Raw genomic sequence first — 22,096 nt, 5'->3', positions numbered from 1 at the left:
CTGGTTAATACAACCGGGATTTTTTTTATCCAAATTGTACTCATGTACTGGTACAATGTAGCGCAGTAAACCTGTCGCTTCGACAGCCGTTCATTGTTTCAGGAATTCGTATGGCAACCTTATCGACCACCCAGGCCTCGCCGTCTATCTTCGGCGGCATTATGATTATTGGCGGCACCATTATTGGGGCGGGAATGTTTTCCCTGCCGGTGGTGATGTCGGGTGCCTGGTTTTTCTGGTCTTTAGCTGCATTGGTCGTGACCTGGTTTTGTATGCTGCATTCCGGTTTGATGATTCTGGAAGCCAACCTCAACTACCGTGTCGGCTCAAGTTTTGACACGGTCACGAAAGATTTGCTGGGGAAAGGTTGGAATCTGATTAACGGCCTCTCTATCGCTTTTGTGCTGTATATCCTGACCTACGCCTATATTTCGGCAAGCGGCTCGGTGATTCACCACACGCTTGGCAAAATGTCTGTCGATTTCCCCGCAAGGTTCGCCGGGTTGATATTTGCCCTGGTGGTCGCCTTTATCGTCTGGCTTAGTACCCGCGCAGTCAGCCGCATGACGACCATCGTGCTTGGCGCGAAAATCCTGACTTTCTTTATGACGTTTGGCGGCCTGATGTGGCATGTCGAACCCGCAACACTTCTCGATAGCAAAGCCATCAACCCAAGCTATTTGCCGTATCTGTTTATGACGTTGCCATTTTGCCTGGCCTCGTTTGGCTACCACGGTAACGTACCAAGCCTGATGAAATATTACGGCAAAGATCCACAGACCATTAAGCGATGCCTTGTCTGGGGAACGCTGATGGCACTGGTGCTGTACGCTATTTGGTTAGTTGGCAGCATGGGAAATATTCCGCGCAGCGACTTTATTGCTATTGCTGATAAAGGCGGGAATATTGATGTGTTGGTCGGTGCATTGAGTGGTGTACTGAACAGTCGCACCCTGGATTTACTGTTGATCGTTTTCTCCAACTTCGCTGTTGCCAGTTCATTCCTGGGCGTGACATTAGGTCTATTCGATTATCTGGCCGACCTGTTTAAATTTGATGACTCACCTGTTGGCCGTTTGAAAACCGCCCTGGTGACATTTATCCCACCGATGTTGGGTGGGGTTATCTGGCCTGACGGATTTATTTACGCGATTGGTTATGCAGGGCTGGCAGCGACTATTTGGGCCGCTATCGTTCCGGCGCTTCTGGCAAAAGCCTCACGCAAGAAATTTGGCAGCCCGACTTACCGGGTGTGGGGCGGGAATAAAATGATCGCGCTGATTCTTCTCTTCGGTGTCACGAACGCCGCGATTCATATTCTTTCGAGCTTCGATTTACTGCCGGTTTATCATTGAATGCTCGATCTTCACCCTCTCCCTATCCCCAGGGAGAGGGGAAGTTAGTCCTTCAGGCTCTCGTGCACATCCATCGCTAAATCAAACGAATGCATCCGCGCTTCAGTATCAAAAATCTGCCCGTTAACCATAATTTCATCGGCCTGGGTTTCCCGCAGCAACGAAATTAACCCGTGGCGGACTTTCGCAATATCTCCCACCAGCGACATGCTTAATGCTTGCTGCACGCCATATTTTTCAGCCGGGCTCCAGAAGCTGTCCATATTTTCGATTGGTGGTGGCAACTGGCCGGTTTCACCACGACGTAATTTCGTAAAGGCTTGCTGCATCGAAGTGAACAGGAATTCTGCATCGCGGTTGCTGTCGGCTGCGATGATATTAATACACACCATTGCATAGGGTTTTTGCAGGCGAGCAGACGGTTTGAACTGGGCGCGATAAAGTTGCAGCGCCTGGAACAACATATCGGGTGCAAAGTGCGAGGCGAAAGCAAATGGCAGCCCGAATTGTGCTGCAAGTTGAGCGCTATACAGGCTTGAGCCCAGCAACCAGACAGGGATTTTGCTGTTGTAGCCAGGTACGGGGCGCACTGCCGGGTTAGGGTCTGTCGCATCAAACCATGACACCAGTTCACTCACATCACGCGGGAAATTGTCGATGTCGCCACTCATATGACGGCGTAATGCCATCATTGTGCGCTGATCGCTTCCCGGCGCGCGACCTAATCCTAAGTCAATACGCCCGGGGTAAAGTGTCTCCAGGGTGCCAAACTGCTCGGCAATCACGAGAGGTGAGTGGTTCGGCAACATCACGCCACCGGAACCGAGGCGCAACGTTTCGGTATTCGCCGCCAGATAGCCAATCAACACGGACGTCGCAGCACTCGCGATGCCGGTCATATTGTGGTGCTCTGCCAGCCAGTAGCGGTGATAGCCACGCTTCTCGGCCAGGCGAGCTAAATCTAAGGAACGATGAAACGCATCACGAGGCTGAGAGCCTTGTGGAATAGGGGCTAGATCGAGTAGTGAAAAAGGAGTTTGAGACATAACGGCTCACTCTGTTTAGTGATGATTGTCTTTCAGTATTGCCGAAAACCATCACAATTAAGTAACAAAGTGAGCCTTTTTTAGCTCTGAGTCACCAGCTCTAAGCCAGCGACGCGTCGCCAGTAACCATTACAATCACTTTGCTGCGCCAGAGATAACGGTGCATTGCCATTCTCATTTTTGCGGAAGGCTTCCAGAACGCGCAAAGTTTCCATCCCCATTGGCGACAAACGCACCATATCGACCAGGCCCTTCATCGACGCAAGTTCATTACCGAGGTTGTAAACATACCCGCTCATGGTCTGAATGCCGTTAAGCACAAACACTTGCTGGTTTTCCTGAGAAAGCATATTGCGCCCGACCGGATATTTTATGCAGCAGGTTTCACACTCATCTTTTGGTTTGTCTTCGGAACGCGCGGTAAAGCAGCGTGCGGAATAGGCCAGTGGCAAATGGCCGTAGCTGAGAACTTCAACTTCAAACTTATTGCGAATACCTAATTCATCGCACTGAGTCAGCATGTTCGCCAGCCAGTCACGTGAAAGCTCAACCGGCATACACCAGCGAACCATACCTTGTTTGAGGAGTATGCGCAGCGTCACCGCGTTATAGCAGTTGAGCGCATGGCCTGCGACAAACGGCAGCTTGCGTTCTGCGGCCATATTCACGGCACCCAGGTCGTTCGCTTCAATCAGGAAATCGCCGTTCTCGACATAGCGTTTCAACTCATTTAACTCAGATGGAGCCTGAACCAGTGCCAGCGTGGAGAGGACAACTTGTTTGCCTTGGCTTGCCAGGCTTTTCGCCATATCCAGCCATTCGCCCGTTTTGGTTGCACGGCGCTTGCTGCACACTGACTCACCAAGATAAATCGTCTCGGCACTACTGTTTGCCGCAGCCTGGTAAAATTTCTCCAGCGTCTCTTTTGGCCAGTAGTACAACACTGGCCCTAATGAATATTTCATGGGTTTTCCTACTGCCATTTGCGGTGATAGGCACCGAGTGTGGTTTGTGTGCCTTCGGCCATCGCGCCCAATGCTTCCATCCAGGCGGGTTGCGCCCGATAGTTCTCCGGGTCCGCTATGCAACGGTCAATTGCCTGGCGCCACACTTTGGCGACCTGGCTGACATACGCCGGGCTACGTTGACGGCCTTCGATTTTCACCGAAGCAATATTTGCGGCAAGTAACTCAGGTAACAGTTCAAGTGTGTTCAGGCTGGTTGGTTCTTCAAGCGCGTGATATTTCTGGTCATCAACCAGATAGCGGCCTTTACACAGCGTTGGATAACCTGCGTTTTCACCATCCTGATAGCGGTCAATCAACACATCATTGAGGCGTGATTCCAGCCCCTGTGGCGTTTGTTGCCAGCGCACAAAGCGTGCCGGGGAACATGCACCTACGGTGTTTGGAGACTCACCGGTCAGGTAGGAGGAAAGATAGCAACGCCCTTCGGCCATAATGCACAGGCTACCGAACGCAAAAACTTCCAGCGGCACGGGGGTCACGCGAGCCAACTGTTTTACCTGATGAATGGATAACACGCGTGGCAAAACAACACGCGCAACATCGAAGTTGCGATGATAAAAGCGAACCGCTTCTTCATTAGTGGCGGAAGCCTGCACCGATACGTGGCGTTCGATATGCGGGTAACGCTCTGCTGCGTACTCAAGCATCGCAAGGTCGGCCAGAATTAAGGCGTCTGCACCGAGTTGTGCTGCCATATCCACCGCACGCTGCCAGCGCACGTAGCCGTCAGGGTGCGCAAACGTATTGATAGCAATGTGCAGTTTACGGCGGTGTTGATGCACGTAACTCACCGCTTCTTGCAGTTTCTTCTCCGTGAAATTCAGGCCAGCAAAATGGCGGGCGTTGGTGTCATCTTTAAGGCCAATGTAAACCGCATCGGCACCATTATCGATGGCCGCTTTTAACGCCGGTAAGTTTCCAGCTGGGCAAAGCAACTCCATAATTTATCCTGAATCATCGGGTAACCTGAGTGGTGACCCATGCAGCCCAGGCAAGGGCGGCAAAAATTGTTAACGAACTGGGATTTTAGTTAACCCGACCGCGACAAATTTTGATTTAAGGCAGCTAATGGCGTATTGATGGCATCAATATAGTGGTATTGATAACCCGCGTAATTGTTGATTTGCACCGCTACGGAGATTAGCGGGTGTGGCAAAATAGCGGTTAAATTTTTCAAGGAGTAAAGCTCGTGTTGGATAAATTGCGTTCACGCCTGGTCCATCTTGGCCCGTCACTGTTAAGAACACCGGTTAAACTGACGCCCTTTGCTCTAAAGCGTCAGGTTCTGGAACAAGTTCTTGGCTGGCAATTCCGTCAGGCACTGGAAGAAGGTGAGCTGGAATTTCTTGATGGGCGCTGGTTAAGCATTGAAGTGCGTGATCTCGGTCTAAAATGGTTTACTTCAGTGCATGACAATAAGCTGGTTGTGCGTGAAGATGCCCCAGCGGATGTGAGCTTCAGCGCAACCGCCAACGATCTACTGATGATTGCCGCACGTAAACAAGATCCCGACACCCTCTTTTTCCAGCGCCGTCTGGTTATCGAAGGTGATACAGAGTTGGGTCTGTACGTCAAAAATTTAATGGATGCCATTGAGCTGGATGCGATGCCGAAACCATTACGCATGCTGTTGCTGCAACTGGCTGATTTTGTCGAAGCAGGAATGAAACACAAACCTGCTCCAGAAAGTAACTCGGTAGGTGAGCCATGCTAATTCGTGTAGAAATACCTATTGATGCGCCTGGCATCGATGCATTACTTCGTCGTTCTTTTAATGGCAATGGCGAAGCTGATTTAGTGAAGGATTTACGAGAAGACGGCCTGTTAACGCTTGGCGTTGTTGCTACTGATGACGAAGGCCAGGTTGTGGGTTATGCGGCCTTTAGCCCGGTCGCAGTCGAAGGCGAAGAGCTACAGTGGGTTGGTCTGGCTCCACTGGCTGTTGATGAGGCTTATCGTGGTCAGGGGCTGGCAAAACAGCTGGTTTACGAAGGGCTAGACTCACTCAATGAGTTTGGCTACGCGGCGGTTGTCACGTTAGGCGAACCGGCATTGTACGGGCGTTTTGGTTTTGTTCCCGCTGCACAATTCGATTTGCGCTGTGCCTGGCCTGATACCGAAGTTTATTTCCTGATTCATCCGCTGGCTGATGACGCGCTTAATGGCGTAAGTGGATTAGTGGAATATCACGAGCATTTTAACCGAGAGTTTTGATCTCTGATTACGTTTGAAGGCCTGCCAGAAGGTCTTCAAACGACAATGCTCCTTTTACCAACATCTCTTTGCGCGCTTTAGTTAACTGCTTGATGCGATATTCCAGGCGCAACGCGCTTGAACGATCGCCAACCAGATGGCTGAATGCCAGCGTCAATTCACCTTTCCCTCGTAATGCTTTTGCGCCTTTTCCACTCTGATGTTGAGAGAAGCGGCGTTCCACATCAGTGGTAATGCCCGTATACAAACGGTTATCAAGGGTGCGGACTAAATAGAGATACCAGGGTGACATAGCTCGGCGCATAATTAACGTTTTCCGCAGAATATCACTCTTCAGGTTACACATGGAAACTCTCAATGCCATCAGTCGTTGGCTGAACAAACAGCATGTACTCACTTACTGCGCAGGCAGTCATGGTGATTTATGGTGCGCCAATGCGTTTTATTTATTTGACGAACAGCGCGTCGCTTTTTACCTGTTAAGCGAAACTCACACACGTCACGGAGAGTTGATTGGAAACCAGGCCAATGTAGCCGGAACGGTTAACGGGCAGCCCAAAACGGTGGCGTTAATCCGTGGGGTGCAGTTTCGCGGTGAAATCACATTGGTTGCTGACGAAAATGCCGCTAGTGTTCGTGCCCGCTACTGCAAGCGTTTCCCGGTGGCGAAAGTCATGAAAGCCCCGGTATGGGAAATTTATCTCGCCGAGATAAAAATGACCGACAACACGCTCGGTTTCGGTAAAAAACTCCACTGGTTGCGGGATGAAACTAAACTTGGTTAACAGGCGACAGGAGATCTTATGAACCGGGTTTTGATTACGGGGGCCACAGGCCTTGTTGGTGGGCACTTACTACGCATGCTGATCAATGAGCCACAGATCGGTCATATTGTTGCTGCGACTCGTCGCCCTCTGCCTGTGATGAACAAAGTGACGAATCCTTATGATCCCCAACTTAGTGATGCGTTAACACAATTAACCGAACCGCTGGATACTGTATTTTGCTGCCTTGGCACCACAATGCGTGAGGCGGGTAGTAAAGAAGCGTTCGTGTTGGCGGATTATACGCTGGTGGTGGATACCGCGATCACCGGCCTGCGCCTGGGCGCAAAACAGATGCTGGTGGTCAGCGCCATTGGCGCGAACAGCAAATCACCGTTTTTTTACAATCGGGTGAAGGGCGAGATGGAGGAGGCGCTAATTGCACAAGACTGGCCGCGTCTGACGATTGTTCGCCCATCCATGTTGCTTGGGCATCGCGAATCACAGCGCTTTAACGAATCGCTGTTTGCACCGATTTTTAAAATCATGCCTGGAAAGTGGAAGTCTATTGAGGCCCGGGATGTGGCAAAGGCGATGTTGCATGAGGCGCTCAAACCCGCAGGTGAAGGTGTGAATATTCTGGACTCGCGTCAGTTACGTGAAATAGCAAAAGCCCCATAGGGGCTTTATCGCAAATGATGAACGACCTGGTTGCTGCTGCCGCGCCAGACAAGCGACGGGTCTTTTAGCTCCTGAACAAATTTACCGTCAATCAGCACGTTAATTAAATCAACCACTTCGCGCTGAGCTGCCGTTAACTCACCAAGCGTATAACCCGTCCACATCCAGATATCCTTGCCTGGGCATTCCGCCCGCACTCGCTGCACCAGCTTTAGCACATCCGCGATGTTTTGCGGATGAAGCGGGTCGCCGCCCGAAAGCGACAACCCCTGGCGGCGAATACGCGTGTCGTTCAGATCGGCAATAATCTGGTCTTCCATCTCCTGCGTGAACGCCATACCGGAATTCAGCCGCCAGGTGCTCTTGTTGTAGCACCCTGGGCATTCATGCACGCAGCCGGAAACGAACAACGTGCAGCGTGTGCCAGGCCCGTTGACGATGTCTACCGGATAGTATTGGTGCACATTCATTTTCGCTTTGCTCTGACGTTAATTGCTTTGCGAAGAATCTAACTGCCCGTTACCCAAATGCTTCACGCGGCGCTTCACTTCTTCCTGCTTACCGGCGTTAAACGGACGTGCATCCGGGCTGCCGAGGTAACCGCAAACTCGGCGTGTTACGGATACGCGAGCCGCGTCGTGGTTGCCACATTTCGGGCAGGTGAAGCCTTTGCTGGTGCATTCAAACTCACCGGTAAAGCCGCACTCGTAGCATTCGTCAATTGGCGTATTGGTGCCGTAATACGGAACATGTTTGTAGCTATAATCCCAGACGTCTTCCAGCGCTTGCAGGTTGTGCTGGATGTTCGGGTATTCGCCGTAACAGATGAAACCACCGTTCGCCACCGGTGGATACGCTGCTTCAAAGTCGATTTTGTCGTATGGGTTAACTTTTTTCTCAACGTCCAGGTGGAAGCTGTTGGTGTAGTAACCTTTGTCGGTAACGCCTGGAACCACGCCAAACTCAGCAGTATCAAGACGGCAGAAGCGGTCACACAGATTTTCACTTGGTGTGCTGTAGAGGCTGAAACCGTAGCCAGTCTCTTCTTTCCAGCTGTCGGTTGCCTGGCGCAGGCGTTCAACAATGGCGACGGCTTTCGCACGCAACTCTTCGCTGTCGTAAACGTGCTGGTTACCAAACAGGGCATTCACCGTTTCGTGGATACCGATGTAACCCAGTGAAATCGACGCACGGCCATTTTTGAAGATTTCAGAAACGTCGTCGTCTGCTTTCAGGCGCACACCGCAAGCCCCTTCCATATACAGGATTGGTGCAACACGCGCTTTCACACCTTCCAGGCGCGCAATACGCGTCATCAGTGCTTTGAATGCCAGCTCCAGACGGCTATCGAGCAGCGTCCAGAATGCAGCTTCATCACCTTTCGCTTCCAGAGCAATGCGCGGCAAGTTCAGGCTGATCACGCCGATGTTGTTACGGCCATCGTGAATTTGCTCGCCGTTTTCTTCGTACACGCCGAGGAAGCTGCGGCAGCCCATTGGCGTTTTGAACGAACCGGTGACTTTAACCACCTGGTCATAGTTCAGAATATCCGGATACATGCGCTTACTGGCGCATTCCAGAGCAAGCTGTTTGATGTCGTAGTTCGCATCGCCAGTTTTGTGGTTCAGACCATCTTTAATCGCGAAAACCAGTTTTGGGAACACTGCGGTTTTACGGTTTTTGCCCAGCCCCGCGATGCGATTACGCAAAATAGAGGTCTGAATCAGGCGCGATTCCCAGCTGGTTCCCAGGCCGAAACCGAAGGTCACAAATGGCGTCTGGCCGTTAGCGGTGTGCAGCGTATTCACTTCATATTCCAGGGACTGGAAGGCGTCGTAACACTCTTTCTCAGTACGTGAAAGCGCATAGCCTTTCGCGTCCGGGATCTGCCATTCTTCAGCGGTCTGGCGGTGTTTCTCAAAACTTTCTGTCACAAACGGCGCCAGCACTTCATCAATACGGTTGATCGTGGTGCCGCCATAAATGTGGCTGGCGACCTGAGCAATGATTTGCGCGGTAACTGCTGTGGCTGTCGAAATGGATTTTGGCGGTTCAATTTCCGCATTACCCATTTTAAAACCGTGCGTCAGCATGCCTTTAAGATCGATAAGCATGCAGTTAAACATCGGGAAGAACGGGGAGTAATCCAGATCGTGGTAATGAATGTCGCCACGTTCATGCGCCAGAACCACATCACGCGGTAACAGATGCTGCGAGGCATAGTGTTTGGCCACAATACCGGCTAACAGGTCACGCTGAGTCGGGATAACTTTGCTGTCTTTATTCGCATTTTCATTGAGCAAAGCGGAGTTGGTTTGTTCAACCAGCCCACGGATTTCCTGGTTCAGACGACCACGTTTTTCACGCTCGATATCGCGGTCATGGCGATATTCAATATAAGCGCGTGCAAGCTGCTTGTAATTACCGGCCATTAACTGGTTTTCTACGGCAGTCTGGATTTCACCAATATCAACCTGGCTACGGCCTTCCATCTGCGCACGGACAATATCTGCGACGCGGCCGCAATAGTCTGCGTCATTGACTCCCGCTGCTTTAGCTGCACGAAGAATAGCTTCTTTAATGCGCTCTGAAGTGAAAGGTACTTTGCACCCGTCTCTTTTCATCACATGCGGTGTCATGGTTTCTCCATATTTAAAAATGTTATCCACAAAGGATTGGAATTGCCCGCGGGCCGTATTTGCTCGCGCTGCCATAGGCTTTCTGATTTTGTGCCTACGTTTATCCACAGATAATCCCCAGAATCATCTGTAGAACATGTTGTTATAATAGTCGATAACTACAACATGTTGGGTCGGGGTGCATTTTAAGGTCTATATGTAGTGCTTTGCATCAAAGATGTTTGCGATTTTATTGACGCAGGACAAAGTAAATCGGGCGTAGCAGGAAGGATGGGCAGTGGGGGAAATGCTTTAAATTTGCAGGAAGAGATCTCCCTCAAAGAAGAGGGAGAAATCGGGTAAGGATTAACCTTGTAACCAGTAAACGGCTTCGAATGGACGTAAACTTATCTCGCCAGGTTTGCCTGCGGCGTCAGAATAGTTACTCATCAGCACCTCCCAGTCACCTTCGAAGGCTTCCGGCATCCACCACTGGTTTTCACGGCTGAGGTTGGCTGCCACGACTAATGTTTGCCCTTGCCACTCACGGCGATAACACCACAGATATGGGTGCTCCGGCAGCAAGTCCTGATAGCTACCCCAGGTAAATACAGGGTTTGCTTTACGCAGTTTGATCAGCTGCTGGTAGGCATAAAACACCGAGTCCGGGTCATCCACCGCTGTTTTGGCATTGATGGTTTGATAGTTATCGCACAGGTTTATCCACGGCGTTCCTTGGGTAAAACCGGCATGTTCACTTTCATCCCACTGCATCGGTGTACGGCTGTTATCGCGCGATTTACTGGCAAGAATGGCCAGCAGATTGTCGCTGTCCCGGCCTTGCGCACGCAGTTCGGCGTACATGTTGTGGCTTTCCACATCGCGATAATCAACGATGCGTTTGAAGTGTGGATTGGTCATCCCCAGTTCTTCGCCCTGGTAAATGTACGGCGTGCCTTGCATACCGTGCAGCACCATCCCCAGCATTTTTGCTGCCGGAACGCGCAGTTCGCCTTCATCACCAAAGCGCGACACGATGCGCGGTTGGTCGTGGTTACACCAGAACAACGCATTCCACGCCACATTGTGCATGCCTTGCTGCCAGTGGCTGAAAATCGCTTTCAGGGCGACGTAATCAGGAGCTGCCAGCGCCCATTTTTGCCCGCCTGGATAGTCCACTTTCAGATGGTGGAAGTTGAACGTCATCGACAGTTCATTGCTGTTCAGCGCGGCGTATTGCTGGCAGTTATCAAGCGTGGTTGACGACATTTCGCCAACAGTCATCAACCCGCGTGGCGTAAACACATCACGGCTAAATTCTTGCAGAAACTCATGAATGCGCGGCCCGTCGGTATAGAAACGACGCCCATCACCGCCATCAATATCGGCTGGGAAATCTTGATCTTTCGATATCAGGTTGATCACATCCAGGCGTAAACCATCTACGCCACGATCGGACCAGAACTCGCAGACTTTCTTCAGCTCAGCACGAACCTGTGGGTTTTCCCAGTTGAGATCCGCCTGCTCCGGCGCAAACAAGTGCAGATAATACTGGCCGCTTTCCGCATGCCAGCGCCAGGCGTTACCACCGAATTTGGAGCGCCAGTTGTTTGGCACCAGGTCCGGTGTGCCGTCACGCCAGATATAAAATTCGCGGTACGGGCTCTCTTTATTCAGCGCTTCGTGGAACCAGGCGTGTTGCGTAGAAGTATGGTTAAACACCATATCCAGAATGATGCGGATCCCACGGTCATGTGCTTCGGCGACCAGTTTGTCGAAATCATCGAGGGTGCCGTACGTCGGGTCAATCGCGCAGTAGTTGGCAACGTCATAGCCATTATCAATCTGCGGGGAGATGTAAAACGGCGTCAGCCAAATGGCATCAATGCCCAGTAATTTTAAGTAGTCCAGGCGTTTGATGACGCCTGCAAGATCGCCGGTACCGCTGCCAGTCGTGTCCTGAAAACTCTTCGGGTAGATCTGGTAGATGACACCATGTTGCCACCAGGGAGGTGTTGTATTCATAACTCATTCCTAAATGCCCGTCATACTTCGAGTTGCAACTGCGTTGGATGCGCTCTCTTGCCGCCTGGCTGAAACTCGAATTATTTAGGGCATGTGTTGAAAACAAAATCATCGAAAACTAAACCACTAATAACGTGCCCTGACGGTATTTGCGTTTATACATCACACTGGTCAGTACGATTGGCACAATCACCGCAATCAGAATTGCGAGGGAATACACTTCCCAGTAACGCGGCTGGATGGACAGAATGCCAGGCAAGCCGCCAACGCCAATCCCGTTTGCCATCACGCCGCTCAGGCCACACAACAAGCCTGCAAGCCCTGAGCCAACCATTGCGCACAGCATCGGGAAGCGGTATTTCAGGTTGATGCCGTACATCGCCGGCTCGGTAACACCGAGGTAGGCGGAAATCGCTGCCGGAACTGAAATCTCACGTTCGTTATGTTTACGGCTGCAAATAATGATGCCGACAACCGCTGACGCCTGAGCAATGTTAGACAGTGCAATCAGTGGCCAAACCGGTGTGCCACCCATGCTCTGAATCATCTGCATATCGATGGCGAGTGTTGTCTGATGCACGCCGGTAATCACCAGTGGTGCGTATAGGAAACCAAACAGTGCTGCACCTATCGGCGCAAAACTGCCGGTCATCAGGTGGCGAACCGCAAAGGCCACACCGTCGCCAATCCAACGACCAAACGGGCCGATAAACGCATGTGCCAGGAATACCGCCAGAATCAGGGAACAAACAGGCACTATTACAAGATAGAGGTAATCCGGGACGATGCGTTTCAGACGCGTCTCAATAAAGCCAAGAGCCAGGCCCGCCAGCAGTGCTGGGATCACCTGCGCCTGGTAGCCCACTTTTTCGATGGTAAACCAGCCAAAGTTCCACACTTCAGGAATTTTGCTGCCTAATTCATAGGCATTCATCAGCTGTGGTGAAACCAGAGTTACGCCAAGCACAATCCCAAGGATAGGTGTCCCACCCATTTTTCGCACTGCGGACCAGCAAATACCGACTGGCAAATAGAAGAAAATGGCCTCGCCAATCAGCCACAAGAAGTCGTAGATAGATTGCAAAGAAGGGTGCATTTGCGCGAGCGTCTGCCCGTTGCTCATAGGCAAATCGCCAATCACATTACGGAAGCCGAGGATCAAACCACCGCTGATCAATGCCGGTAACAGAGGGAAGAAAATCTCTGCGAAGTGGGAAATTAACTGCTCGTGCCATTTCATATTCTGGCGTGCCGCGAGTTTCGCTTGTTCTTTATCTGCGGTGCTATGGCCTGTTGCGGCGATCAGCGCCTGATAGTAATCACCCACTTCGGGGCCAATCACGACCTGGAACTGCCCGGCGTTGGTAAAGCAGCCTTTTACCATCGGCAGCTCTTCAATCTCTTTTGGTTTCGCAATAGCGGTATTGTTTAAAACAAACCGTAAGCGAGTGATGCAGTGACTGACGGTGGCAATGTTTTCACGCCCGCCGACCAGGTCTATCAGCTTGTCTATATCCTGTTGTTTCACTTTGGCCATGATGAGGTTCCAGAGTAAGGAGTGAGTATTTTTATCTGCCGCTAGGTTATCTTTTAATCTTTCCCTCGAAAATGGGAACGTTCCCTAAATCAAGCGACGATCACAATAAACCTGAAGTGAGGGGTTTTACTGGAGAGTGCTGGGGATGACTATCTGGCGTAACTCACGATCTTGCGTGACTTGCCCAATCAGCTGCAAAACCGCCTGACGACCGGCTTCTGCATAACCGGGATCGACCGTGATGATTTCCGGGTGAAAAAATTTCATCAGAGGCGTGTTGCCCACACTTGCCAGTTGTAGCGTGGTGCGTTGGTGTTCCTGTAGATATTTGCTGGCGCCCAGAGCGAGAGTATCGGTCGCGCACAGCAGGGCAGTGGTTTCCGCCAACAACACTTCGGCGACGTGTTCGTAACCTTGTTTCATCGCCAACCCTGGCAGTGCTACGTTTGGCGTTAACTGGTGCTGTTTACAGAAGGCGAGATAAGCTTCATGGCGGCGCAAGCCGGTGGTCACGTCACTGTGTGGTACGCCAAGAAAACTGATGTGGCGATGGCCTTCGGCATAGAGTTTTGCCATCAGGCTGGTGATAGCGCCTTCGTCGTCATAACAAACGGAAGCAAAGCCTTTAGCATCACGCGCCATCAGTACTAACGTCGATTGCCACGGAGTGAGCATTTTTTCGTTGATGCCGGTAAAGCCGAACAGAATGACTCCGTCGATGTTGCGCCGTTTAAGCATGCCGAGGTGCTCTTCCACCAGCTCCGGGTCGAACTGGCTTTCCATCATGATCGGGTCATACCCTTGCTCGTACAGCGACGGCAGCATGGTTTGTACTGCGAGGTTTTCGGAGAGCGAATCCAGACGCGTCACAATAATGGCGACGACTTTATCGCTCTGACCACGCATGGCACGGGCCGAGCGGGAAGGGGAGAACCCTTCTTGCTGCATGACCGCTTCCACGCGTTCTCGCGTACGGGCACTGACACCGCTTTCATTATTCAGAACACGGGAGACCGTGGATTTACCGACACCGCTTAAACGGGCGATGTCTTTAATAGTGAGGCGGCTTTGCATCGTGTGGGTTCCCGGCAATCAATTGCTCATTAGAATCAAGGCAAGCCAACAATACCACAATGGAAAAAATCTGGTTTACGCCAGGTTTAGGTTTGCGGGCGTAGAATGGCCGCGACTAGTGTAATGACTTTTTCTTTTAACCGGAGGCGACATGGAACCTGATCCCAGTCCAGACCCTGTAATGACAGGAATAATCCGGTAAGACTCCCTTCTTTAAAGCAACTGCCTTTGAAGCGACTGCCTTACCGGATTGCGTAAGGCAGATCTATCTTGTATCAATCAACGATATCCCTGCTGAAGAAATTATTTGGCCTGCAAGGCAAGGATTAGCCGTGCCTGCATGTCACCAGGCTCCGCATTACGTGGGGCCGAGGGACTACTATGCTGTTAAAAAATCTGACCCGGCAGTTGTTTGCACAACTGAGCCGCCACCTGCCACGTCGCTTGATCCAACGCGACCTGATGCCGGACGACAATACCGTTGCTCATGCACAAGAGGTTCCCGCCTCTCTGAGTGAAGCCTGCCTGAAATATGCAGCCGCTTCTGAAGAGCAACTTTATCGCGATTTCAAAAGCCACCCGGAAGGGCTGAATGCGCAGGAAGTTGAACAAGCCATTGAGCTTCATGGCCTCAACCAAATCCCGGCGCAAAAGCCGTCGCCGTGGTGGGTTCATTTGTGGCTGTGCTATCGCAACCCTTTCAATATCTTGCTCACCATTCTCGGTATTGTTTCCTACTCTACTGAAGATATGTTTGCCGCAGGTGTCATTGCGCTGATGGTGGTGATTGCCACATTGCTGAACTTCGTTCAGGAAGCGCGTTCCACCAAAGCGGCGGACACGCTCAAAGCGATGGTCAGCAACACGGCGACCGTGCTGCGTGTAGTGAACGAAAGCGGTGAAAACGCATTTATCGAAATCCCGCTCGAAAAACTGGTGCCCGGCGACATCGTCAAACTGGCGGCAGGCGACATGATCCCGGCGGATCTGCGTGTGATACAAGCGCGTGATCTCTTCGTCGGCCAGGCCTCGCTGACTGGCGAATCCTTGCCGGTTGAAAAGGTCGCGATCAGCCGTGATATGTCGCACAACAACCCGCTGGAATGCGACACGCTGTGCTTTATGGGCACAAACGTGGTGAGCGGCACAGCGCTTGCGATGATCATCTCAACAGGCGGCAATACCTGGTTTGGCCAACTGGCCGGGCGTGTCACGCAGCAAGAAAGCGAGCCGAATGCGTTCCAGAAAGGCATCAGCCGTGTGAGCTGGGTACTGATCCGCTTTATGCTGGTGATGACGCCAATTGTGCTGCTGATCAACGGCTTCACCAAAGGCGACTGGTGGGAGGCGGCGCTGTTTTCGCTCTCGGTTGCAGTCGGCTTAACGCCGGAAATGCTGCCGATGATCGTCACCTCGACGCTGGCCCGTGGTGCGGTGAAACTCTCTAAACAGAAAGTGATCGTCAAACACCTGGATGCTATTCAGAACTTTGGTGCGATGGACATTCTGTGCACCGACAAAACCGGCACGCTCACGCAAGATCGCATTGTTCTGGAATCGCACACCGATATTCTCGGCGCGGTGAGTCACCACGTTCTGCACACAGCCTGGCTTAACAGCCATTATCAAACCGGGCTTAAAAACCTGCTGGATGTCGCGGTGCTGGAAGGTGTTGATGAAGATCATGCCCGCAATGCTGCTGCACGCTGGCAGAAAGTGGATGAGATCCCGTTTGATTTTGAACGCCGCCGTATGTCAGTCGTGGTATCTGAACAGCCGGATGTGCATCAGCTGATCTGTAAAGGCGCGTTGCAGGAGATCCTGAATGTTTGTACTCAGGTTCGTTATGGCGACGAGATCGTGCCGCTCAGCGAAACTTTGCTGGCGCGTATCCGCCGTGTGACTGACGATCTTAACCGCCAGGGCTTGCGTGTGGTCGCCGTTGCCAGCAAATTCTTGCCTGCACGCTGTGAAGATTACGGCCGCGTGGATGAATCGGATCTGATCCTTGAGGGCTACATCGCCTTCCTCGATCCACCGAAAGAAACCACCGCGCCTGCGCTGAAAGCACTTAAAGCAAGCGGCATTGCCGTTAAGATCCTGACCGGTGATAGCGAACTGGTGGCGGCGAAAGTGTGCCGCGAAGTGGGGCTGGATGTCGGCACGTTAGTGACCGGTAGCGAAATCGAAAACATGGCTGACGCTGAGCTTGCTGCACTGGCTCTGCGCACCACGCTGTTTGCTCGCCTCACACCAATGCACAAAGAGCGCATTGTGCGCCTGCTGCGTGGTGAAGGGCATGTGGTCGGCTTTATGGGCGATGGCATTAATGACGCGCCAGCACTGCGCGCCGCCGACATCGGGATTTCAGTGGATGGCGCGGTAGACATTGCGCGTGAAGCCGCAGATATCATCCTGCTGGAAAAAAGCCTGATGGTGCTGGAACAAGGTGTGATTGAAGGGCGCAGAACCTTTGCCAACATGCTGAAATACATCAAAATGACCGCCAGTTCTAACTTCGGTAACGTGTTCAGTGTGCTGGTGGCCAGTGCCTTCTTGCCATTCTTGCCAATGCTGCCGTTGCACTTACTGATTCAGAACCTGCTGTACGATGTCTCCCAGGTGGCGATTCCGTTCGATAACGTTGATGACGAGCAAATTAAGAAACCACAGCGCTGGAACCCGGCGGATTTAGGCCGCTTTATGGTGTTCTTCGGGCCGATAAGCTCCATCTTCGATATTCTGACGTTCTGCGTGATGTGGTGGGTGTTCAAGGCAAATGTGCCAGAAGCACAAACCCTGTTCCAGTCTGGCTGGTTCGTGGTCGGGTTACTGTCACAAACATTGATTGTGCATATGATTCGTACCCGCCGCATTCCGTTCATTCAGAGTCGTGCTGCATGGCCGTTAATGATCATGACGCTGGTCGTGATGGTGGTTGGGATTGGCCTGCCGTTCTCGCCGCTGGCAAGTTATCTGCAGCTCCAGGCGCTCCCGCTGAGCTACTTCCCATGGCTGATTGCTATCCTTGCCGGATATATGACGCTGACTCAGTGTGTGAAGGGGTTCTACAGCCGTCGTTACGGCTGGCAGTAATATACCCATCATCCTTCAAGCTGCAGCGGCGTTGGCTGCAGACGCTCACCCCAGTCACTTACTCAAGTAAGCTCCTGGGGTTCTCGTCCTGGCCGCCTGGCTGCAACTCGAATGCTAATGGGTATAGTAAATATGAGCGGGATGTGATCTGCATCCCGCCCATAACCTTGATGAATATTTCTACACGTGTTACCAGATTGTTTTTGCTTTTTTCTGGCCCGTCATTGTTAAAGGAATATTCATGTTTAAATCAATACGTTTGAGCCTGCTGGCAGGTTGCATCGCTGCAACTTGTCAGGCTTGGGCTGCTCCGGCAGGTGATTTACCATTAATGCCCTGGCCGCAGCAGGTTGACCGCCCGGCCGCAGAAGGGACGCTGGTTCTCGACAACGCCATTTCCATTAAAATCAGCGGCGACAAACTCCCCGGCGCAATTGACCGTTGGCGGCAGAGAATCTCTCAGCAAACGGGCTGGCAGTTACAACCTGCACAGGCCAACCCTGCAAAACCCACCATTGATATCCAAATCAAACAAGCCGTTGCCTCATTACCTGAACTCAACAGCGATGAAAGCTACCAGTTAAGCGTCACTGCTGACGGCGTAAAGCTCACGGCAAACACGCGCTTTGGCGCGATGCGCGGCATGGAAACCCTGCTACAGCTCATTCAGAACGGCCCGGAAAACACCGCAATTCCCTTTGTTGCGATCAAAGATAAGCCGCGTTTTCCATGGCGTGGGCTATTAGTCGATTCAGCCCGCCACTTCATGCCCATCAAAGATATTCTGCGCCAGTTAGATGGCATGGCTGCGGCCAAAATGAACGTTCTGCACTGGCATTTGACTGACGATCAGGGCTGGCGTTTTGCCTCCACCGCCTATCCGAAATTGCAGCAACTGGCGAGTGACGGAGATTTCTACACTCAAGCGCAAATGAAAGAAGTGGTGCGCTACGCCGCATCGCTCGGTATTCGAGTGGTGCCGGAAATGGACTTGCCGGGCCATGCGTCGGCGATTGCAGTGGCCTACCCGGAACTGATGAGCGCGCCGGGACCGTATCAAATGGAGCGCCACTGGGGCGTGTTAAAACCGCTGCTGAACCCAACAAACGACGCTGCCTATAAATTTGTTGATACCTTAATTGGCGAGCTGACGGCCATTTTCCCGGACAGCTATTTGCACATTGGTGGCGATGAAGTTGATGACGAGCACTGGAAAAATTCTCCGCAAATCCAGGCGTTTATGAAGCAGCATAATCTTGCCGACCCCCATGCTTTGCAGACCTACTTCAACCAACGGCTGGAGAAGATCCTCGAAAAACATCACCGCCAGATGATGGGCTGGGATGAGATCTACCATCCGGATCTACCGAAAAGCATTCTGATCCAATCCTGGCAAGGGCAGGACGCACTGGGGATGGTCGCGGCGAACGGTTACAAAGGTATTTTGTCGACCGGCTTCTATCTCGATCAACCGCAATCAACGGCTTACCACTATCGTAATGAGATCCTGCCGCAAGGGTTGAATGGGATCGATAAGCTGACCGAATCAGACAGCGCGCAAAGTTGGTTCTTCAGTATGCCTCGCCTGAAAGGCAGTGCCGTTGAAGGGAGCTTTACGCTGGTGAGCAATAAAATGGCCTGGCGTGGGTTTATCGATTTCAAAGGAAAATCCCGCCGTGCGGTGCGTGATATCCAGTGGCTTAGCCCCACTCAGGTTACGTTTACCGTAGATACCTGGATGGGAGAAACGCGCCCGGTATTAACGCTCGATAAAGACAAATTGAGCGGTTATTTGCTGGTGGGCAACGTTCGCTACCCGGCGAGCGGCCAGAAATTAGATGACGTGCCTGATGGCATTCAGCCGGTGGTGCCAACGCCGGAACAGATGAACAATATTATCGGTGGCGAGGCCGCGCTGTGGGCCGAAAACGTCGCATCGCCGCTGCTGGATATCAAGCTGTGGCCGCGTGCATTTGCGGTGGCAGAGCGCCTATGGTCCGCAGAAGATGTGAAGGACATCGATAATATGTACCAGCGTTTGCAGGCGATAGATGCATGGTCAACGGTTTCTGTGGGCTTGCAGCAGCACGCTGCGGCAGCTCAACAAATGACGCGCCTCGCGGGCACGCCGGAGATTATGCCGCTGCAAATACTGGCTCAGGCGGTCGAGCCTGCGCAGTACTACACTCGCCAGCACCTGAAATTCCAGGCCGGGAATTACCATCACTTCGAGCCGCTAAACCGTTTTGCTGATGCATTAGGTGCAGAAAGCAGCCAGGTGCGTGCGCTGGATCTCTGGGCCGATAAACTGATAGCCGACCCGGAGGACAGCAACAGTGCGGAGTCTTTGCGCCGTACTTTTGCTCGCTGGCAAAGTAACACGCCAGATGTGCTGGAACTTATCGATGGCAATTACCAGCTTAAAGCGCTGAAACCGGTGGCTGAAAATGTCGATAAACTGGCGGGAATAGGGCTGCGGCTCACGGATTTGGTGGCTAAACAGGGAAACCTGAGCGCTGATGAAGTTCAGGGGATTCAAAAACAGCTCGACGATGCGGCACAAACGCAAGATGAGGTCGTTGTTGCGGCAGTCTATCCGTTACAGAAATTGTTGCGGGCGAGTGTGAAACCGTAATAATTTAAAAGGCCGCAATCGCGGCCTTTTCTTGATGCTTCAAAAGCTTATCGTTAGCGGCGAATGGCAATCGCTTCGATTTCAATCTTCACATCTTTAGGCAGGCGAGCCACTTCAACGCAAGAACGCGCAGGGAAAGTTGCTTTGTGCTCATTAAAGAATGCTTCGTAAGTTGCGTTTACGGTCGCAAAGTCATTCAGATCTTTTACGAAAACAGTCGTTTTAACGATATCGCCAACTTTCAGGCCAGCGGCTTCAACAATCGCCTGCACGTTTTCCAGAGACTGACGCGCTTGCGCTGCCACATCTTCCGGTACGGTGCCCGTTTTTGGGTTCACAGGGATCTGGCCAGAAGTGATAATCATGCTGCCAAGGTCAACGCCCTGAACATATGGGCCGATTGCGGCAGGTGCATTTTCGGTACTGATGGTACGAGAAGACATTTTCATTCCTTATGAGAAGTGATAAAGCTCCCGCCCATTATAGAGGCGAGAACTCGACCGGCAATGATTAATCTGCCAGCACAACGTGATGCGCAAACTCTTTTTCACAATATTTGCATTTGAGACTGATGTTTTCGTCGCGTTTTTTCACTGCAAAGGAAGAATGAACGGGTTCGCTGCGGCTGATGCAGTTGGTATTTGGGCAAACCAACACTTTATCGATGCGTGAAGGCAGGCTCGGTTTGCTCTTACCGACCACTTCATATTCATCAATGCGGTTGACCGTTGCATGCGGTGCATACAGCGCCAGTTGGTTAACTTGTTCATCCGTCAGGAAGGTGTTTTCGATTTTAATCAGGTCTTTGCGACCCTGCTCTTTTGAAGGTAAGTTCAGGCCGATAGTGATGCGCTGGTCAGTTTCCGTTAACTGGAAAAGAGTCAGTAACTTAAAGCCCACCTGTGCAGGAATATGATCGATAACCGTACCGCGTTTAATCGCTTCAACTTGTAATTTGTTGTCGTGTGTCATCTTAATCTTCCTCTCACTCAAACCAGTTCAGGTTGCAAAACTAACGCCAGCAGTGCCTGGCGGGCATAAATACCGTTGCCTGCCTGCTGGAAATACCAGGCGTGCGGAGTTTTATCAACATCCGTGGTGATTTCATCAACGCGTGGCAGCGGGTGCAGTACTTTCATGTTCTCGCGGGCATCGGCAAGGTCTGCCGCACGCAGCACAAATTGAGCCTTCACATTGGCGTATTCAGACGGGTCCAGGCGCTCTTTCTGCACACGAGTCATGTACAAAATATCCAGCTCGCCTACCACGTCGTCGATAGCTTCATGGCAGCTCCAGACAATGCCTTTTTCATCCAGCATATCGAGAATGTACTTCGGCATTGCCAATGCGTTTGGCGCGATAAAGTAGAAGCGGTTGCCTTCAAATTTCGCCAGCGCCTGTGCCAGTGAGTGCACGGTACGGCCATATTTCAGGTCACCGACCATGGCGATATTCAGGTTTTCCAGGCGGCCCTGTGTTTCCTGGATGGTGAACAAGTCCAGCAGCGTTTGCGTTGGGTGCTGGTTGGCACCATCACCGGCATTCAGCACCGGCACATTGCCTGAGAACTCAGTTGCCAGGCGTGCAGCCCCTTCTTGCGGATGGCGCATCACAATGGCATCAACATAGGTGCTGATAACCGAAATGGTATCGGCCAGCGTTTCGCCTTTTTTGCCCAGAGATGTATTGCTGCTGTCGGAAAAACCGACAACCGATGCTCCCAGGCGGTGAATGGCGGTTTCAAAAGAGAGGCGAGTGCGCGTTGATGCTTCAAAAAAACAGCTGGCAACAACGATGTGTTTCAACAGCTCAGGTTGCGGGTTGGCTTTCAGTTTTGCCGCCGTAGATAACACCAGCTCTAGTTCTTCACGACTGAGATCGTTTATGGAAATGATATGTTTTTGATATAGGGGGTTAGCCATGTTTATCTCCTGTTCTCGGGCGTCGGGCAAAAAAAAAGGCCCCTCATTGAGGGGCCTTTGGAATTGATTGAAGCAACGGAAAGAAAAACAGGTTAGCGCCG

19 protein-coding genes are annotated in these 22,096 nt (G+C 51.8%); 7 read left to right on the top strand and 12 right to left on the bottom strand.

Translation table 11 applies throughout. From position 1 onward, the window contains the following. Window positions 1-110: 110 nt before the first annotated feature. A complete protein-coding gene (mtr, locus tag M975_RS16375; RefSeq protein WP_064560979.1) occupies window positions 111-1,355 on the top strand; it encodes a tryptophan permease in 1,245 nt (414 codons plus the stop codon). Between the two features lie 44 nt (window positions 1,356-1,399). On the opposite strand, the gene M975_RS16370 is transcribed toward mtr, so the two are convergent. The 3 genes from M975_RS16370 to ubiU form a co-directional block, all read right to left on the bottom strand. Then, window positions 1,400-2,401 carry a luciferase-like monooxygenase gene (locus tag M975_RS16370; RefSeq protein WP_064560978.1) on the bottom strand — a complete coding sequence of 334 codons (1,002 nt, stop codon included), beginning with the start codon at window positions 2,399-2,401 and terminating at the stop codon, window positions 1,400-1,402. Window positions 2,402-2,481: 80 nt separating this feature from the next. Next, window positions 2,482-3,366, bottom strand: a complete 885-nt coding sequence (locus tag M975_RS16365) for a U32 family peptidase (protein WP_064560977.1) — start codon at window positions 3,364-3,366, stop codon at window positions 2,482-2,484. A gap of 8 nt (window positions 3,367-3,374) precedes the next feature. Continuing rightward, the gene (gene ubiU / locus M975_RS16360; protein ID WP_064560976.1) at window positions 3,375-4,370 is read right to left on the bottom strand and encodes a ubiquinone anaerobic biosynthesis protein UbiU; all 996 of its coding nucleotides are present in this window, start codon (window positions 4,368-4,370) and stop codon (window positions 3,375-3,377) included. Window positions 4,371-4,618: 248 nt separating this feature from the next. Here ubiU and ubiT point away from each other — a divergent pair, with 248 nt between their 5' ends. After that, window positions 4,619-5,143, top strand: a complete 525-nt coding sequence (gene ubiT, locus M975_RS16355; protein ID WP_064560975.1) for a ubiquinone anaerobic biosynthesis accessory factor UbiT — start codon at window positions 4,619-4,621, stop codon at window positions 5,141-5,143. Beyond that, on the top strand, window positions 5,137-5,643 hold the full coding sequence (locus M975_RS16350; protein ID WP_064560974.1) for a GNAT family N-acetyltransferase: 507 nt from the start codon (window positions 5,137-5,139) through the stop codon (window positions 5,641-5,643). Before ubiT ends, M975_RS16350 begins: the two co-directional genes overlap by 7 nt. A gap of 7 nt (window positions 5,644-5,650) precedes the next feature. Here M975_RS16350 and M975_RS16345 read toward each other — a convergent pair whose 3' ends face one another. Beyond that, window positions 5,651-5,935, bottom strand: a complete 285-nt coding sequence (locus M975_RS16345) for a GIY-YIG nuclease family protein (protein WP_064561086.1) — start codon at window positions 5,933-5,935, stop codon at window positions 5,651-5,653. Window positions 5,936-5,987: 52 nt separating this feature from the next. Between M975_RS16345 and M975_RS16340 the strand changes: the two genes are divergently transcribed. Both M975_RS16340 and M975_RS16335 read left to right on the top strand, forming a co-directional pair. Next, entirely contained in the window at window positions 5,988-6,428 is a 441-nt protein-coding gene (locus M975_RS16340; protein WP_064560973.1) for a YhbP family protein, read from the top strand. A gap of 18 nt (window positions 6,429-6,446) precedes the next feature. Then, entirely contained in the window at window positions 6,447-7,088 is a 642-nt protein-coding gene (locus M975_RS16335) for an NAD(P)H-binding protein (protein WP_064560972.1), read from the top strand. A 5-nt stretch (window positions 7,089-7,093) separates the two neighbouring features. On the opposite strand, the gene nrdG is transcribed toward M975_RS16335, so the two are convergent. The 5 genes from nrdG to treR form a co-directional block, all read right to left on the bottom strand. Beyond that, window positions 7,094-7,558 (bottom strand): anaerobic ribonucleoside-triphosphate reductase-activating protein, encoded by a 465-nt coding sequence (gene nrdG, locus M975_RS16330; protein WP_064560971.1) that lies wholly within the window; start codon window positions 7,556-7,558, stop codon window positions 7,094-7,096. Window positions 7,559-7,576: 18 nt separating this feature from the next. Beyond that, window positions 7,577-9,727: an anaerobic ribonucleoside-triphosphate reductase gene (nrdD, locus tag M975_RS16325; protein ID WP_064560970.1), complete on the bottom strand. Its 2,151-nt coding sequence runs from the start codon at window positions 9,725-9,727 to the stop codon at window positions 7,577-7,579. Between the two features lie 345 nt (window positions 9,728-10,072). Next, entirely contained in the window at window positions 10,073-11,731 is a 1,659-nt protein-coding gene (gene treC, locus M975_RS16320) for an alpha,alpha-phosphotrehalase (RefSeq protein ID WP_064560969.1), read from the bottom strand. Between the two features lie 118 nt (window positions 11,732-11,849). Beyond that, window positions 11,850-13,268 (bottom strand): PTS trehalose transporter subunit IIBC, encoded by a 1,419-nt coding sequence (gene treB, locus M975_RS16315; protein ID WP_064560968.1) that lies wholly within the window; start codon window positions 13,266-13,268, stop codon window positions 11,850-11,852. 126 nt (window positions 13,269-13,394) lie between these two features. Beyond that, window positions 13,395-14,342, bottom strand: coding sequence for a trehalose operon repressor TreR (gene treR / locus M975_RS16310; RefSeq protein WP_064560967.1), 948 nt, complete (start codon window positions 14,340-14,342; stop codon window positions 13,395-13,397). 384 nt (window positions 14,343-14,726) lie between these two features. Here treR and mgtA point away from each other — a divergent pair, with 384 nt between their 5' ends. Together mgtA and M975_RS16300 are read left to right on the top strand one after the other, a co-directional pair. Further along, window positions 14,727-17,438, top strand: a complete 2,712-nt coding sequence (gene mgtA / locus M975_RS16305; RefSeq protein ID WP_064561084.1) for a magnesium-translocating P-type ATPase — start codon at window positions 14,727-14,729, stop codon at window positions 17,436-17,438. Between the two features lie 241 nt (window positions 17,439-17,679). Then, window positions 17,680-20,073, top strand: coding sequence for a beta-N-acetylhexosaminidase (locus M975_RS16300; RefSeq protein WP_064560966.1), 2,394 nt, complete (start codon window positions 17,680-17,682; stop codon window positions 20,071-20,073). A 53-nt stretch (window positions 20,074-20,126) separates the two neighbouring features. Here the strand turns inward: M975_RS16300 and ridA are convergent, their stop codons facing one another. From ridA to pyrB, 3 genes are all read right to left on the bottom strand, one after another. Further along, the gene (gene ridA / locus M975_RS16295; protein ID WP_064560965.1) at window positions 20,127-20,516 is read right to left on the bottom strand and encodes a 2-iminobutanoate/2-iminopropanoate deaminase; all 390 of its coding nucleotides are present in this window, start codon (window positions 20,514-20,516) and stop codon (window positions 20,127-20,129) included. Window positions 20,517-20,583: 67 nt separating this feature from the next. After that, window positions 20,584-21,045, bottom strand: coding sequence for an aspartate carbamoyltransferase regulatory subunit (gene pyrI / locus M975_RS16290; protein ID WP_064514013.1), 462 nt, complete (start codon window positions 21,043-21,045; stop codon window positions 20,584-20,586). A gap of 17 nt (window positions 21,046-21,062) precedes the next feature. Then, window positions 21,063-21,995 carry an aspartate carbamoyltransferase gene (pyrB, locus tag M975_RS16285; protein WP_064560964.1) on the bottom strand — a complete coding sequence of 311 codons (933 nt, stop codon included), beginning with the start codon at window positions 21,993-21,995 and terminating at the stop codon, window positions 21,063-21,065. Between the last annotated feature and the right edge of the window lie 101 nt (window positions 21,996-22,096).

Source organism: Buttiauxella brennerae ATCC 51605 (genome assembly GCF_001654925.1).
In the GTDB taxonomy this organism is placed as follows: domain Bacteria; phylum Pseudomonadota; class Gammaproteobacteria; order Enterobacterales; family Enterobacteriaceae; genus Buttiauxella; species Buttiauxella brennerae.
Note: the sequence above shows the minus strand (reverse complement) of the source record. Positions and strands in the feature narration are given on the sequence as shown.

Excerpts from the sequence above, each read along its gene's own strand:
- M975_RS16370 (WP_064560978.1), bottom strand. The coding sequence starts at position 2,401 with ATGTCTCAAACTCCTTTTTCACTACTCGATCTAGCCCCTATTCCACAA.
- M975_RS16340 (WP_064560973.1), top strand. The coding sequence starts at position 5,988 with ATGGAAACTCTCAATGCCATCAGTCGTTGGCTGAACAAACAGCATGTA.
- ubiU (WP_064560976.1), bottom strand. The coding sequence starts at position 4,370 with ATGGAGTTGCTTTGCCCAGCTGGAAACTTACCGGCGTTAAAAGCGGCC.
- treB (WP_064560968.1), bottom strand. The coding sequence starts at position 13,268 with ATGGCCAAAGTGAAACAACAGGATATAGACAAGCTGATAGACCTGGTC.
- nrdD (WP_064560970.1), bottom strand. The coding sequence starts at position 9,727 with ATGACACCGCATGTGATGAAAAGAGACGGGTGCAAAGTACCTTTCACT.
- M975_RS16335 (WP_064560972.1), top strand. The coding sequence starts at position 6,447 with ATGAACCGGGTTTTGATTACGGGGGCCACAGGCCTTGTTGGTGGGCAC.
- mtr (WP_064560979.1), top strand. The coding sequence starts at position 111 with ATGGCAACCTTATCGACCACCCAGGCCTCGCCGTCTATCTTCGGCGGC.
- pyrI (WP_064514013.1), bottom strand. The coding sequence starts at position 21,045 with ATGACACACGACAACAAATTACAAGTTGAAGCGATTAAACGCGGTACG.
- M975_RS16345 (WP_064561086.1), bottom strand. The coding sequence starts at position 5,935 with ATGTCACCCTGGTATCTCTATTTAGTCCGCACCCTTGATAACCGTTTG.
- treC (WP_064560969.1), bottom strand. The coding sequence starts at position 11,731 with ATGAATACAACACCTCCCTGGTGGCAACATGGTGTCATCTACCAGATC.
- pyrB (WP_064560964.1), bottom strand. The coding sequence starts at position 21,995 with ATGGCTAACCCCCTATATCAAAAACATATCATTTCCATAAACGATCTC.
- treR (WP_064560967.1), bottom strand. The coding sequence starts at position 14,342 with ATGCAAAGCCGCCTCACTATTAAAGACATCGCCCGTTTAAGCGGTGTC.
- M975_RS16300 (WP_064560966.1), top strand. The coding sequence starts at position 17,680 with ATGTTTAAATCAATACGTTTGAGCCTGCTGGCAGGTTGCATCGCTGCA.
- nrdG (WP_064560971.1), bottom strand. The coding sequence starts at position 7,558 with ATGAATGTGCACCAATACTATCCGGTAGACATCGTCAACGGGCCTGGC.
- ridA (WP_064560965.1), bottom strand. The coding sequence starts at position 20,516 with ATGTCTTCTCGTACCATCAGTACCGAAAATGCACCTGCCGCAATCGGC.
- M975_RS16350 (WP_064560974.1), top strand. The coding sequence starts at position 5,137 with ATGCTAATTCGTGTAGAAATACCTATTGATGCGCCTGGCATCGATGCA.
- M975_RS16365 (WP_064560977.1), bottom strand. The coding sequence starts at position 3,366 with ATGAAATATTCATTAGGGCCAGTGTTGTACTACTGGCCAAAAGAGACG.